The sequence below is a fragment of the Pseudomonas allokribbensis genome, assembly GCF_014863605.1.
GTDB classification, from domain to species: Bacteria; Pseudomonadota; Gammaproteobacteria; order Pseudomonadales; family Pseudomonadaceae; genus Aquipseudomonas; species Aquipseudomonas allokribbensis.
Genome location: NZ_CP062252.1, coordinates 3,662,461 through 3,676,117, shown reverse-complemented (window position 1 = coordinate 3,676,117; position 13,657 = coordinate 3,662,461). Strand labels below are relative to the sequence as shown.

The window sequence follows — 13,657 nt, the reverse complement described above, 5'->3', positions numbered from 1 at the left end:
GTGAATCATGCGCGTACTGGTTGCCAATTCTCAGGACGATTTTCGCGTAAAGGCTTACGCCGGCACCAACGGCGTGCTGCTGGCGATGGACCTCGCCGAACCCCGGCGCAAAGGCCTGCTGGGGTTTGCCATCGAGAAGCAGCAGGGCGACAAACCCTGGCAATTCCTGTTCAACAGCCTGACCTTTCCCGGCAAGGCTCACACCTTCCCGCAGTTTCACGCCACACCGAGTGACATCGCGCCCCTGCAGAAATTTCGCTGGGCCGATTACGCGGTCTATCCCGGTACAACCCTGCATTACCGCGTGCACCTGGCCTACGGCACTGCCGATGCGCCGGTGCTCGGGGAGTCGCTGGAACTGAGCATTACCTCGGATGACGGACACCCGGCCAACCAGAGCGTGATCTTCAACCGCGCCGTGGCCGCCAGCCAGGCATTCCAGCGCAAGTTTCCCGATCTCGACGCACAGATCAGCGCCAACAAGAACATGCCTATCGAAGCCTGGCCCGATGCGGCACGGCAATGGCTGGAAAACGGCCTGCTCGGGCGCTTGCAAGGGTTTATCGAGCGCGCCGTCGACGGGCAATGGGCGTTGGACATCGCGATCTACGAATATCAACTGCAAGCCATCATCGACACGGTGAACGCCGCATTCGATCGCGGTGTGCAGGTGCGGGTGCTGTATCACGCCAAGCCCGGTGACGAAGACACCACGATGAACGAGGCCAGCCTCGCCAAATTGCCGGAAACCAGCAAGCGCGGCCGGGTGACCCACGATATTTTCCATGACAAGTTCATCGTTCTCAGCCACATGGCCGGTGGGGAGCGGCAGCCCCAGGCCGTGCTCTGCGGCAGCACCAATTTCACCGCCAACGGCGTGTATCGCCAGGCCAACGTGGTGCATGTGCTGGACGACACGGCCATCGCAGCCAGCTATCTGCAGACGTTCGAGCAGGTCTGGGCGACGCCGGCGGATGTCGGCGCCACCCGCGACTGGATCACCCAGCACAACCCCATGAACCCGGCGCAACCGCTGTTTGCCGGGTTCTCGCCACGCAGTGGCGGAGCCGATCTGCGGGCGTTCGTCGACATCATCAATGCGGCGAAGAAGGACGTGCTATTCGTCACGGCATTTACCTTGCCCGACGCGATTCTCAACGCGCTGCTCGGCCAACCCCACGACGACATCCTGCGTTACGGCCTGCAGAACACCGTGAGTCGCATCACCGGATTCCACGCCGACCGCACTGCCGAGTTCGCTGCCACCGCGCTGCTCAACACCGGGCTGGAAGGCTGGCTGAAAGAGAACATGAAAGGCCAGAAGGGCAACCTGCTGGTGCACACCAAAGCGATCGTCACCGACTTCACCAGTGACAACCCGACCATCATCAGCGGCAGCCACAATCTCAGCGCAGCGGCCAGCAACGGCAACGACGAGAATTTCCTGATCATTCGTGGCGACACCGAACTGGCGGACCGTTATGGCCTGGAACTGTTGCGGTTCTACGAGCATTACCGCTTCCGCTATTTCGCGAAAAAACTGGCGCTGAAGCAGGTGCAGCCGCTGGCGGCGGATGACAGCTGGACCAACGACTATTACGTCGAAGGGGATTTGCGCCAGCTGTCTCGTCTGCGGTTTGCCGGGCGCTAGCGCTTATACATCCATCGCCTGGCGGTACTGCCGGGTGCGGCGACTGAGGTACAAGCGGTCGCGGATCAGCGCCCAGAGTGCTGACACTTCGGGATGTGGCTGGCGACCCCGGCTCAGGCGCACCATCTGGAAGCGCACGACCGCCATGTTCGCCAGCGCGGCCAGCGGTTTGCGTTTCCAGCGGATCGGCGGTAGTTGCGGCTGACTGTGGCGGCCTTCGCGCCAGTGTTTGACCAGGTTCGGCTCAATGGCCATCGCCGTGGCGATGCCGGCCATGGCGAGGCCGCTGTCGAGCACCTGCTCGACCACGGGCAGGCGGCGGATACCGCCGGTGACCATCACCGGCATGCGCGCCACGCTGGCCAGTTCGCTGGCCATCTCCAGAAAGAATGCCTCACGGGCCAGGGTGCGCCCGTCGCGGGCTTCGCCTTGCATCGCCGGCGCTTCGTAGCTACCACCGGACAGTTCCAGCAGGTCAATCGACTGTTCGTTGAGCCATTCGATCACCTGACGGGCATCCTCCGTGTCGAAACCGCCGCGCTGGAAGTCCGCCGAATTGAGCTTCACCGCCACGCAAAACTGTGGCGACACCGCCTGACGCACAGCCTCGATCACCGACATCAGCAGGCGCGCACGGTTTTCCAGCGAACCACCCCAGCGATCGGTACGACGATTGGTCAGCGGCGAAAGAAACTGGCTGAGCAGATAACCGTGGGCGGCGTGGATCTGTATGCCGGTGAATCCGGCTTTTTCGGCGAGTGCTGCGCTCTTGGCAAAACGTTGAATCACATCCTCGATGTCGTCCTCGGTCATCGGTTTGGGCTCGGCGAACAGTTTCGAGAACGAACCCATGTCCAGGGCCACCGCTGACGGCGCCAGTGCTTGCTGGCCCATATTGGCGAAGGTCTGACGGCCGGGATGGTTGAGCTGCACCCAGACCTGCGCGCCGCCACTGCGGGCGATTTCGGCCCATTGGCGGAAACGGTCCAGATGCCGTTCGTCTTCCAGCACCACGCCGCCGGGGCCGGTCATGGCGCGGCGGTCGATCATCACGTTACCGGTCAGCAGCAGCCCGGCACCGCCGTCGGCCCAGGCCTGGTACAGGCGGAACAATTCACGGGACGGTGCCTGGTCACGATCCGCGAGATTTTCTTCCATGGCGGCTTTGGCGATACGGTTGCCGACGGTCTGGCCGTTGGGCAGATTCAAAATCTGGAAGGGCGACATTGCTTGACTCCTCATCAGTGATGGAGAGAGGCTAAGCTTAAAGTTAACTTTAATGTCAAGCAGGCAATTCGAGGTCGGAATGAAAATTGGTGAATTGGCGCAACAGAGCGGGCTGAGCGCTTCGAGCATTCGTTTCTACGAAGCCCAGGGCCTGATTCCCAAAGTGGAAAGGCTGGGCAATGGCTATCGGCGTTACCCGCCGCAAGTGCTGCAGACCCTCAATATCATTCGCTGCGCTCAGCAGGCCGGGTTTTCCCTTGAAGAACTCAAGCAGTTGCTGCCAGCCGCCGGTACCGGTGAGTTCAAGCACGATGAACTGGTGGAAGGCCTGACGCGCAAGGTCGAGCAGATCGAAGTCATGCAACAGCATCTGGCCCAGAGCAAGGCGCGGCTGCTGGAGGTGATCGACAGCATTCAATCCAAGCCCGAAGGCATGAGCTGCGGTGCGAATGCCGAACGGGTGCTGGCCTCGATCTATCCGGAATCCTGAAGCGACGGCGAAGGCGTACAGATTTTGAAATGATTTCCAGCTGTAGGAAAAGTCATCTGAGCCTGTACGCTTCAAGGCCTTTTTTCATTCAGGATTTGCATGAACACCCTCTCGGAGCCTCCCAGTTCGACTCAAAGAACCACGTTCCCTTCGCGCCATGGCGCGGTCTTGACGCACTCGCAGCATCCAGTCTTCCGACTCCCGACTATCGTTGATGGCGCAGCCTTCGAGCTTTCGCGCCGCACTTTGCCGTGTCCGGCCGCCTGAATTCACTGAAGAGAGATAGAGACAGATTATGGAATGGTTAGCGGATCCCACGGCATGGCTGGGCTTGTTGACACTGATCGTGCTGGAACTGGTGCTGGGTATCGACAACCTGGTGTTCATCGCGATCCTGGCGGACAAACTGCCGCCGCATCAGCGCGACCGTGCGCGAATCATCGGTTTGAGCCTGGCGCTGATCATGCGTCTTGGCCTGCTGGCGAGTATTTCCTGGCTGGTCACCCTCACGGCACCATTGTTCGAAGTGTTCGGCAAGAGTTTCTCCGGCCGCGACCTGATCATGCTGTTCGGTGGTGTGTTCCTGTTGTTCAAGGCGACCATGGAGTTGCACGAACGGCTGGAAGGCCATATCGGCGAGCGTTCGACCAACACGGCTTATGCGTTGTTCTGGCCGATCGTGGCGCAGATTGTCGTACTTGATGCGGTGTTCTCCCTCGATGCGGTGATTACTGCCGTGGGCATGGTCGATGAACTGGCGGTGATGATGATCGCTGTGATCGTGTCCATCGGTGTGATGATCGTTGCCAGCAAGCCGCTGACCCGCTTCGTCAACGCTCACCCGACGGTGATCTTGCTGTGTCTGGGCTTCCTGATGATGATCGGTTTCGCCCTGACCGCCGAAGGCCTGGGCTTCCACATCCCGAAAGGTTATCTGTACGCCGCGATTGGTTTCTCGATCCTGATCGAGGTGTTCAACCAGATCGCCCGTGCTCGTCGCAAGCGCTCGATGCAGGGTTTGCGCCCGATGCGTGAGCGTACGGCCCACGCGGTGATGCGTTTGTTGGGCGGTCGAAAACTGGCGGTGGAAGAGGTGGGCGAGGAGATCTCCGACTTGCTGGACAATGGCGAGGCGCCAAGTGCAGAGCTGTTCGACCGACGTGAGCGAGTGATGATCAGCGGCGTGCTGCAACTGGCTGAACGGCCGATCCGCACCCTGATGACCGTGCGCGCGGATGTCGATCACATTGACCTCGCGGATGACGCGGGGGCAATTCGCACGCGATTGATGCATTCCTCCTACTCGCGCCTGCCGCTGATTCGCAACGGTGCGGTGGATGAACCCTTGGGCTTCGTTCACAAGAAGGAACTGCTGAAGGAGTATCTGGCCGGCAACGAGCCAAACCTTGAACACCTGGCGCGCAAGACGCTGAACCTGCTCGACAGCTATTCGATCCTCAATGCATTGGAGCAGATGCGTGCAGCATCGACCCATATTGCGTTTGTAGTAAACGAGTTCGGTGATTTTGTCGGCGTGCTGACCATGACCGACATTCTCGAATCGATCGCCGGCGAGTTGCCGGACGCCAGCGAAATCGCTGGCCCGGACGTGGTCGAGGAGCAGGGCGGGTTTGTGGTGAACGGCGCTTTGAACCTGACACGTATTCGTCAGCGCACCGGCTTCACCGCCGAGCCAACCGAGGATTACCAGACGCTTGCCGGGTTGGTGATGAGTCTGCTGGATCGGTTGCCGATGAAGGGGGATCGCCTGGTACACGACGGTTGGGGCATGACCGTGATGGCGGTCGAGGAGCGACGGGTGACGCGGGTGTTGCTGGTGCGTGAGGCCTGACGGCCTCACTGATGAAAGGTATACCGGTCTTTGCCGGTGTGCTTTGACTCATACAACGCTTCATCAGCCTTGATCAGGGCCTGGTTGAGGGTGTCACCATCCTCGACCCGGGCCACGCCGATGCTGATGGTCACCGGGTACCGGGTGGTTTGCTCACGCACCACCCGGCACAACTCACCGGCCAATGCCTCGACGTCGTCGCGGCGTACGCCGGCCAGATAAATCGCAAACTCCTCGCCACCCAGTCGCGCGTACTCGAACGGTGCCATCACCGCTTTGATGTCTGCCGCGATCCGCTTGAGCACTTCATCGCCGATGTCGTGGCCGTACACATCATTCACTTTCTTGAAGTTGTCGATGTCGATCATCGCCAGGTAATGGTCGTCTTCGCGGGGCACCGCTTGCAGGCTTTTTTCGGCGCGGGTCATGAACGAGCGGCGGTTGGGGATTTCAGTCAGGGTGTCGTTGTAGGCCTGATCCAGCAACAGCTTGGACATGATGTAGTTGTAGAGCTTGGTCTCGCGCAGTTTGAGGAACGTGTAGATCGTCAGCGCACAGAGAAACACGCTGTAGCAGATGGTCATCACCCCTTTGAGTTCCAGCAGGCCGATACCGGTGCCCATGAACGGGTTGAGTATCAGCCAGGTGATGACCTGCGCACCGAAGAACGACCAGCGACTCAGCGGCAGCACGGAGGCGCTATAGAGCGTGGTGGCGGCGGCAAGTACCAGCCAGATGCCATGAAACGTCGGCGGCAGGCCGTCGATCACCAGACGTATGCCCAAGGTGATGACGAACACGAAGGTCAGGTTCAGCCAGTCGAAGTGGCGGGCCTTGCGCGTGAACATCAGCACCACGGCAAGCGCCGCAAACGCGGCGATGAAGATCATCGAACGCCAGGTGAATCCCTGATCGCCGAGGAAACTGACGATCAGGTCGAAGGCCAGCCAGATGCCCATGCTGGCCAGATAGATCAGCAGGCAGAACGAGTGCAGCCGCTCGAACTCGTGCTGGATGAACTCGTCCCACAGCTCGGCGGGCGCGGTTCGCTTCAGGACTTCGTCTTCAATGGTTTTGTACATTGCTGCCCGGATGCTTGCGCTGGTTGTCGAGAATCACCTGTCCCCACGGTCGATAGCGCAGGGAAAACACTGCACTTTGATGACAGCCGGTAGAGGTGGCATCGGGGGTTGCCGGCTCCGCGCGGAACGACTCGCCTTCGCGACTGACCTGGCGGAACGCTTCACGCACGATTCCGACGGAGCAGGGCAGTGCACTGGCATAACCGTTGCGCACCAGCACAGGCAGGCGCCCGGTGCCTGCGCCGTCCTGCCACCAGACTTGCGCACCGGCCGCTGTCAGATCCCCCAGCCATTGGGCGTTGACTGTCGGAGCAAGCTTGCCGGCACTGAAGGCGCTGACATGCAGCGGTGCATCCAGTTTTGCCGCGAAATCCTTCAGCTGACGCTGGAGCGTTGCCCGTCGATCGGCCGCCAGAAAGTGCAAGTCATCCAGCTCCAGCGGTAGATACCAACCGCTGACCGGCAGTTTCCATTCCTGGCGCAACTTCTGTTGTTGCGCCAGCGATTGACCCAGTTGCGCCTGCCAGTAGGCACCGAGGCCGGCGCTGTCCAGTTCGTCGATGCGCTTGTAATACGCCGGGTCCATCGACAGCCCGAGCACCAGTTGCAGACCTTGTTGTTCGGCAAGTTTCAGGCTGTTGGCAAGCCAGCCATTGGCACCACCGAAGTCCGAGTCGCCATACGCGGTCCACTGCACGATCACCGTTCGCGTGCCTTGTCTGGCGGTGTCCTGCCAGACTTTCTGCCATTGCGCCTGCGTCAGGTCGGCGTCGACATTCAGTGGCTGATAGAACACCCGCTCATCGGCCCGTGCGAGCGTGGCGCCCATCAGCAGGCAGAAAAACAACATCCATCGAGCCATCAGAAATTCCACTCCACGCCCAGCAGCACACCGTTGCCGCCTTCATACAGATTGCCGCCCAGGGACTGTTGATATTCGGTGCGTACCGTCAGTTTCGACCGGTAGGCGTTGTAGCGATCTTCGTCGTACCACCACTGCCAGCGCAGACCCACGCCAGTACGCAGATCCTGGCGCCAATCGTTGCTCGGGTCCTGACTGGCAAATTCGAGGAAGCCGTAAGGCATGATTGTCTGAGCACCGCTCTTTGGCAGCTTCCAGGCATGCCCCTGCTGGAACCGCGACAGCCATTGATGATCGCCGGCCTTGGTCCACCAGGCGGCGTCGAGGTAGAGGAAACGCTCATCCCAATCGTTTTCATCGACGCGCCAGTCGTTGCGGTACTTGCCCTGATCGAGGAACGAGGCAGTCGCGCGCAGCAGGTAGTCGGTGGTGGTGTGGCCGTCCTGGCGGTGATCGTTGACCTGATCCAGCAACTTTTCCGGCACCAGCATCTGGCCGAGGCTCAGGCTGTGGTTGTCGTCATCGTTGAACTGGCTCTGTTTGTAGATTTCGCCGTAGAAGTTAATGTTCTGCGTGCCCCACGGCTTGTAGCGCAGGCCGACACCAGCAGCGAGGGATTCGGCGTAACTGGAGCGACCCTGGCCACCGAGCAGGACCCGGCCATACACCGACAGCGTGCTGCCGGCGCGGCTCGGTTCATCGCCCAGAGCGTGATCCCACATCGCCAGTTGTACGTTTTGCGAGTCGGCGCGGCGGTTCGAACCTTTGCTCTCGTCCGGTCGCACGAAGTCATTCGTCGATACCCCCGCCGGTGACCAGGTGCTGGCAATCGTCCGGCTGTCGCGGCGGGAGAGGGTTTCATGGGCGCGGCGCTGACGGTAACGCCGCGCTTCCATGCTGCCATCCTCGTCGTCGGCAGCCACCGGGTTCTGTTCCAGATCAATCACCCGACGCAGTTCCTTGCGGGCAGAGGCGCTGTCTTCCGCTTCGTCATAACGCCAGGCCAGGGTTTCACCCAGTCGATAGTCCTCGGGGAAATCACGGGTGGCCTGTTGCAGATAGGGGATTGCGGTGGCGCGTTCCTCGCGGGTTTCGGCGCCGGCCAACCGCATGCCGTAGTCGGCGCGGTAACGCGGGTTGTTCGGGTCGCGGCGTACCGCCTCGGCCAGCCATGCGGTACTTTGCGGCAAATCCCCGGCCTTTTGTGCGGTGACCGACGCCGCGTAGAAATGCCCGGCGTCCGGTGCTTGTTGCAAGGCTTTACGCTGACGTTCAAGTGCCTGGACATGATCGCCACGGGCGTCGGCGATTGCCGCGCCGAGGGTCCATTCGTTGGCGCCGCGGGTGGTGCTTTGCTGCCAGTAGCGTTCGGCTGTCTGGCTGTCACCGGTATTCAGCGCGCTGCGGCTCGCGGTGAGGCGCGCGTTGTCGCTCAGTTCCGCTGCCGGGAGGCTGCGCCAGATGGCCAGTGCGCCAGCCGAATCACCGGCGGCTTCCAGGGCGTACGCCAACGGCAGACGACTGCCGCGGTCGCCGAGTTTTTCCGCTTGCTGGTAATAGACGACAGCCTCGCCCGGCCGATCCGGCATCGCGCAACGCCCCAGTGCTCGGTAGTCACCGGCAGCCTGCGGACGGTTGCCGATGGCTTGCTGAACCGCGTCGCACTGACCGTTTTCCGCGAGTTGCGCGAGTAATTGACCACGGGTGGCGCCATCCACATGGGTGAGCAATGAAGCCATTCGCCGTTGCTGTTCCGGTGTCGTGGTTTTCGAAGCCGCATAAAGTCCGGCCAGACGTTGCAGTGCAGTGGCCGGCAAGCGCCCTTGATGGCGGTCATACGCCGTTTCAAGTAATTGCTGCGCATGCTCACGATCGCCGCTGTTCACCGCCAGATAAGTGGCTTGATTCAGCGAAGCCAGATTGCCGGTCTGCCGGTAATGCAGCTCCCACAGGGTTTGTGCTTCGGTCATTCGGCCCATGCGTTGCGACAATTCCGCCCGACGCTTGACCACATCGGCGGTCTGCGTCTGACCCGCCAGCCAGGCGTCGACCTTGTCACTGCGCCCCTGTTCCTGCCAGACACCCAGCAACTGCTCCTGACGGCGACTGTCCCACGGCTGCGGCAGTCGGGTGGTCTGCAGCAGGTCGGTGGCTTGCAGGCGTTGGGCGAGTATCAGCCAGGTTTGCGGGTCGTCGTCAGGCGTGCAACCACGAAATTGCTTGAGCGCTGCTTCCGGGTCCTGGCGTGACAACCATTCAGCGGTCTCCAGGCATGGCCGTTGCAGATCGTTGCTCAAGCGCTGCACGGTCGGCACGTCTTCGGTTTTGCGTGCCAGCTCCCACAGGCGCTGACGTTGCGTGGGATCGGCCAGATCGGAGTCCGGCAACGACTGAATCCAGCGTTGTGCCTGTTGCTCGTGGCCCATGGCAATGGCGCGGTCGACCATTGCCAGACGGATCTTGCGTGCAGCCTCCGGAGTCGGTGCCTGTTGCAGCAGTTGTTGCAGCGGTTTTTCGTCGAGGCGCTGTACATAAGCATTGGCCAGACGTTGCCAGCCTTCGGCGTCCAGCTGTTTGCGGGCAGCGAGCGGTGCGAGCTGATCGATGGTGCCGCTCCAGTCGCGCAGCTGTTCCGACCAGTTGGCCCGTGCCAGACGCAGGATATTGTCATCGCCCTTGGGCGACAGCTGTGCCAGCCAGTCGTGAGCCTTGGCCGCGCCGCCGAACTTGGCGAGACTCAGACTGTAGGCCTGCCACAGACGCACGCGATCATTCAGGCTGCTGGTGGCCATCCAGCTTTCAACCTGAGTGCTGGTGGGTGGATCCTGTTCGATCCAGGTCAGGCGCAGGTCGAGGAGGGCGTCGCTGTTGTCCGGCAGCGCCTGCATGGCGTCCTTGTAGCGGCGTTGTTTGGCCAGCGACTCAACCAGCAGCGCTCGGGCCTCGTCGTTTTTCGGGACCTTTTCCAGCAAGTGGCGCATCAGTCGTTCGACTTCTTTCCAGTTGCCCTTTTTCGCTTCGCGATAGCTTCGGTCCATGTAGGGATAGCTGCGAAATTGCTCGAAGTCGCTAAGAGGCGCGGCCTGTAGCGGATACGCGGTGCTCAGGCCCAGCAGCAGGCTGCCCATCAACAGGGTGTGACGATGCACAGGCTTCATGCGACCTCCCGGACAATGCGGTAGGCGGCTTGCTGTTCGCTGGCCTGATCGGCGAGGGCTTGTTCCAGGACTTCCTGGGTGATCATGCCGCGGGAAATCAGATGCTCCCCGAGTGACATGTTTTCGGCATCGAAATCGATCAACGCCTGATTGAACAAGGTTGGCGGCACCATACCGCGAACCTGCAGCAGATTGCCCAGCAGCACCTGATGGCGGCTGACCCGCTCCAGCAAGGCTTCATCGTCCTGATGGCGCTCAAGTACTTCGAGCATATGACGCACTTCCTCATTCTGGCGGGGGCTGGCGTACCAGTAACGAATCCCCAGCGTAACGCGGCCCTGGGGTGCCAGACGGCTACGCACCGGGCGTTTCAATTGACGGCTGATCGCGCCGAGCGAGACCTGGCTGACCGGGCCTTCGGAGGCCAGAATCAGGGTGTCGCCTTCTTCGGCCACCGGCAGTACGCCGTAGTGCGATGCGACCCGGCGTGGCACGGCATCGATCAGGCGCTTGTCCAGCTTGAACGGGTTGAGTGGCGCCCACTCCAGGTCAAGCTGTTCGGCAAGTGTTTGAACCAGCTGAGTGCTGTCGATGTACTCACGCAGCAGCAGTTCGCGACCAAGACGACGGCGCACCGGACTGGTGATCGCCGCTTCCAGTTGTTCTTCGGTGAGCAAGCCTTTCTCCACCAGCCGATGGCCGAGCGGGGTACGTTGCGCCTTGGTCAGCGCCGGGAACTCGTGGGTGGTCTTGTCCCAGGCCACTCGGCGTGAGTCGCCCATCTCCATGACCTGACGCAGGGCGCGCAGGTTGGCGAAGAAGTTGACGAAGTTACTCCACATCATGCGCGGCGCCGACAACAGACCTTCGACCAGCCCGTAGTAGCGAGTGACAAACCAGCCACGCTGGAACAGGCGGTTGAACAGCATCAAACCGTTGAGCCACAGCAGCACCGACAGCAACGAGCTGTCGGCGAGGATCGAGGGATAGCGCCATGACTCTGGGGCAATCACCGTGATGGCCCACATCGCCAGCAGCACCAGGAACAGCAGGTTGACCAGAAAGCTCAGCAGGTAGGCGATCAGTCCGCGACGGTCACGCCACAGGAAATAATTGAGCAGGCCTTTGCGGCTCCAGCCGAGGTTCTTGGTGCCCTGAAACACGATGCCGACAATCCAGCGTGATTTCTGCCGGATCGCGTGTTGCAAGTCGCGGGGAAAGTGCTCGCGTACGCAGATCACCTGGGAAAATTCGCGATTCATCCCGAACACCCACGGTTGCTCCAGCGCCAGTTTCGGATCGCTGACCGAATAGCGGGCGAAGATGCATTTCATGCCTTTCTGCTTCAAGCGGAAACCGATGTCGTAGTCCTCGGTGAGACTCTGCACATCGAAAGCAATACCGTCGCCGTCCTCCAGCAGCGCGCTGATGGCCTTACGGCTGAAGCAGGTGCCGACGCCGGCGCTGGGCACCTGGCCGGTGAGGGCTTCGCGGACGATAACGTCCTTGCCGTGGTTCTCGGCGAACTCATCGACGTAGTGCCCGGCGGTAAAGCCTTTCCATTCCGGTGCGTAGGGGTAGACCGGAATCTGGATCAAGTCCTTGTTCGGCAGCAGGTAGTTGTAGAGGCGCAACTCCATCGGCGAAATCACGTCTTCGGCATCGTGCAGGATGAAACCGGCGAACTGGATCTTCGCCTCGCTCTCGAAACGCAGGATCGCATCGATGATGTTGTTCAGACAGTCGGCCTTGCTGGTGGGGCCCGGTCGGGCGCAGACCACTTTGTGCACGTTGGGGTAGTGCTGGCAGACCGCATCGACGTCGGCCTGGGTTTCGGCGTCGTTGGGGTAGGTGCCGACGAAAATCTGATAGTTCTCATAATCGATGGTCGAGGCAGCCAGCCGCGCCATCTCGCCGACCACGCCGACTTCGTTCCACGCCGGCACCATGATCGCCAGCGGCTTCTCGGGAATCGAATACAGGCGTTCCTCGTCAGCGCGCTTGAATTTCTCGTAGATCCGCCAGCGCCGAATTAACTTGCGGCTCCAGTACACCAGATCGATGAACAGGTCATCGAGGCCGAGGATGAACATCAGCAGGGCGAGGAGGATCGCCACATACTTCAGACCAAACAGCACAAACGCAAAAAAATCGACCCAGCCCAGGCTCATACCCCGTTACCCGCCGTCGAGCGTGCGCTCAGCCAGGCGTGGAGGCGTTTGGCGATACGTTCGCTGGCGTGACCGTCACCGTATGGGCTGTGGACGCGGCTCATGCGTTTGTAGGTCGCTTCGTCATCGAGCAACTGGCTGGCTTCCTTGACGATCTTTGCGGTGTCGGTGCCCACCAGCAGCACGGTGCCGCCCTCAAGCACGGAGGGGCGTTCGGTGACGTCACGCAATACCAGCAGCGGCTTGCCGATGGCTGGCGCTTCCTCCTGGACGCCGCCGGAGTCGGTCAGGATGAAGTGCGCACGGCCCATCAGCCAGACGAAGTTCGGGTAATCCTGAGGGGCGACCAGATAGATGTTGGGTTTGTCGGCGAGCATGCCGTACACCGCGCTCTGCACCTGCGGATTGAGGTGAACCGGGTAGACGAATTGCACGTCCGGGTAACGCAGGGCGAGATCGGCCAGGGCCTGGCAGATGTTCTGGAAACCGTCGCCAAGGTTTTCCCGGCGATGGCCCGTGATCAACACCATGCGACGGCTGTCGTCGAGCACCGCCAGAGGTGAATCGGCAGCCGGGCGCCAGTTGCTCTGTTGCTGGTTCGTGCGCATCCACAGCAGCGCATCGATGACGGTATTGCCGGTGATTTCGATGTTGTCCTGCGGCACGCCTTCGCGCAGCAGATTCGCTTCGGCTTTGCCGGTCGGCGGGAAGTGTAGGTCGGCGATCACGCCGGTCAGACGTCGGTTGGCTTCTTCAGGCCAGGGCGCGCGCAGGTTGCCGGTGCGCAAACCGGCCTCGACGTGGCCGATGGGCAGTTGCCGGTTGAACGCGGCGAGGGCGGCGATGAAGCTGGTGGTGGTGTCGCCGTGTACCAGCACGATGTCCGGTTTGACCCGTTCGTAGGCCTGGTCGAGTTGAGCAAGCAGATGTTGCGACAGAACGTTGAGCGTCTGGCCCTGGGTCATCACTTGCAGGTCTTCATCGACCGTCAGTTCGAACGCGTCGAGTACCTGTTTGAGCATCTCCCGATGCTGGCCGGTCGAGCAGATGTTGAGTTTGATGTCGGGCCACTGACGCAGAACCCGAGCCAGCGGGGCCATTTTGATGGCCTCCGGGCGAGTACCGAAAACCATCATGACGTTAAAGGACATTGACCCCTCCTGG

Annotated in this window: 9 protein-coding genes; 3 read left to right on the top strand and 6 right to left on the bottom strand. The window is 61.2% G+C overall.

Annotated features, from left to right (window positions below; translation table 11 throughout):
- Positions 1–7: 7 nt before the first annotated feature.
- A complete protein-coding gene (locus tag IF199_RS16695; protein WP_192558146.1) occupies positions 8–1,651 on the top strand; it encodes a phospholipase D-like domain-containing protein in 1,644 nt (547 codons plus the stop codon).
- A gap of 3 nt (positions 1,652–1,654) precedes the next feature.
- Here IF199_RS16695 and IF199_RS16690 read toward each other — a convergent pair whose 3' ends face one another.
- Positions 1,655–2,878: an NADH:flavin oxidoreductase/NADH oxidase family protein gene (locus IF199_RS16690; protein WP_192558145.1), complete on the bottom strand. Its 1,224-nt coding sequence runs from the start codon at positions 2,876–2,878 to the stop codon at positions 1,655–1,657.
- A 79-nt stretch (positions 2,879–2,957) separates the two neighbouring features.
- Between IF199_RS16690 and IF199_RS16685 the strand changes: the two genes are divergently transcribed.
- Entirely contained in the window at positions 2,958–3,368 is a 411-nt protein-coding gene (locus tag IF199_RS16685; protein ID WP_096821598.1) for a MerR family transcriptional regulator, read from the top strand.
- A gap of 295 nt (positions 3,369–3,663) precedes the next feature.
- Positions 3,664–5,220, top strand: coding sequence for a TerC family protein (locus IF199_RS16680; protein WP_192558144.1), 1,557 nt, complete (start codon positions 3,664–3,666; stop codon positions 5,218–5,220).
- Positions 5,221–5,225: 5 nt separating this feature from the next.
- On the opposite strand, the gene IF199_RS16675 is transcribed toward IF199_RS16680, so the two are convergent.
- Genes IF199_RS16675 through wecB form a run of 5 tightly spaced genes read right to left on the bottom strand, consistent with a single transcriptional unit; the run spans position 5,226 to position 13,644 of the window.
- Positions 5,226–6,302, bottom strand: a complete 1,077-nt coding sequence (locus IF199_RS16675; RefSeq protein ID WP_192558143.1) for a GGDEF domain-containing protein — start codon at positions 6,300–6,302, stop codon at positions 5,226–5,228.
- The gene (locus IF199_RS16670) at positions 6,286–7,164 is read right to left on the bottom strand and encodes a DUF4434 family protein (RefSeq protein ID WP_192558142.1); all 879 of its coding nucleotides are present in this window, start codon (positions 7,162–7,164) and stop codon (positions 6,286–6,288) included. The genes IF199_RS16675 and IF199_RS16670 overlap by 17 nt, the downstream gene beginning before the upstream one ends.
- Positions 7,164–10,322, bottom strand: coding sequence for an NfrA family protein (locus tag IF199_RS16665; protein WP_192558141.1), 3,159 nt, complete (start codon positions 10,320–10,322; stop codon positions 7,164–7,166). The genes IF199_RS16670 and IF199_RS16665 overlap by 1 nt, the downstream gene beginning before the upstream one ends.
- Positions 10,319–12,493, bottom strand: a complete 2,175-nt coding sequence (nfrB, locus tag IF199_RS16660; protein WP_192558140.1) for a cyclic di-3',5'-guanylate-activated glycosyltransferase NfrB — start codon at positions 12,491–12,493, stop codon at positions 10,319–10,321. Before nfrB ends, IF199_RS16665 begins: the two co-directional genes overlap by 4 nt.
- Entirely contained in the window at positions 12,490–13,644 is a 1,155-nt protein-coding gene (wecB, locus tag IF199_RS16655; RefSeq protein WP_192558139.1) for a non-hydrolyzing UDP-N-acetylglucosamine 2-epimerase, read from the bottom strand. The genes nfrB and wecB overlap by 4 nt, the downstream gene beginning before the upstream one ends.
- Positions 13,645–13,657: the final 13 nt, after the last annotated feature.

What these genes read in the sequence shown, in the direction of transcription:
- IF199_RS16695 (WP_192558146.1), top strand. Translation starts at nt 8, where the DNA reads ATGCGCGTACTGGTTGCCAATTCTCAGGACGATTTTCGCGTAAAGGCT.
- IF199_RS16690 (WP_192558145.1), bottom strand. Translation starts at nt 2,878, where the DNA reads ATGTCGCCCTTCCAGATTTTGAATCTGCCCAACGGCCAGACCGTCGGC.
- IF199_RS16685 (WP_096821598.1), top strand. Translation starts at nt 2,958, where the DNA reads ATGAAAATTGGTGAATTGGCGCAACAGAGCGGGCTGAGCGCTTCGAGC.
- IF199_RS16680 (WP_192558144.1), top strand. Translation starts at nt 3,664, where the DNA reads ATGGAATGGTTAGCGGATCCCACGGCATGGCTGGGCTTGTTGACACTG.
- IF199_RS16675 (WP_192558143.1), bottom strand. Translation starts at nt 6,302, where the DNA reads ATGTACAAAACCATTGAAGACGAAGTCCTGAAGCGAACCGCGCCCGCC.
- IF199_RS16670 (WP_192558142.1), bottom strand. Translation starts at nt 7,164, where the DNA reads ATGGCTCGATGGATGTTGTTTTTCTGCCTGCTGATGGGCGCCACGCTC.
- IF199_RS16665 (WP_192558141.1), bottom strand. Translation starts at nt 10,322, where the DNA reads ATGAAGCCTGTGCATCGTCACACCCTGTTGATGGGCAGCCTGCTGCTG.
- nfrB (WP_192558140.1), bottom strand. Translation starts at nt 12,493, where the DNA reads ATGAGCCTGGGCTGGGTCGATTTTTTTGCGTTTGTGCTGTTTGGTCTG.
- wecB (WP_192558139.1), bottom strand. Translation starts at nt 13,644, where the DNA reads ATGTCCTTTAACGTCATGATGGTTTTCGGTACTCGCCCGGAGGCCATC.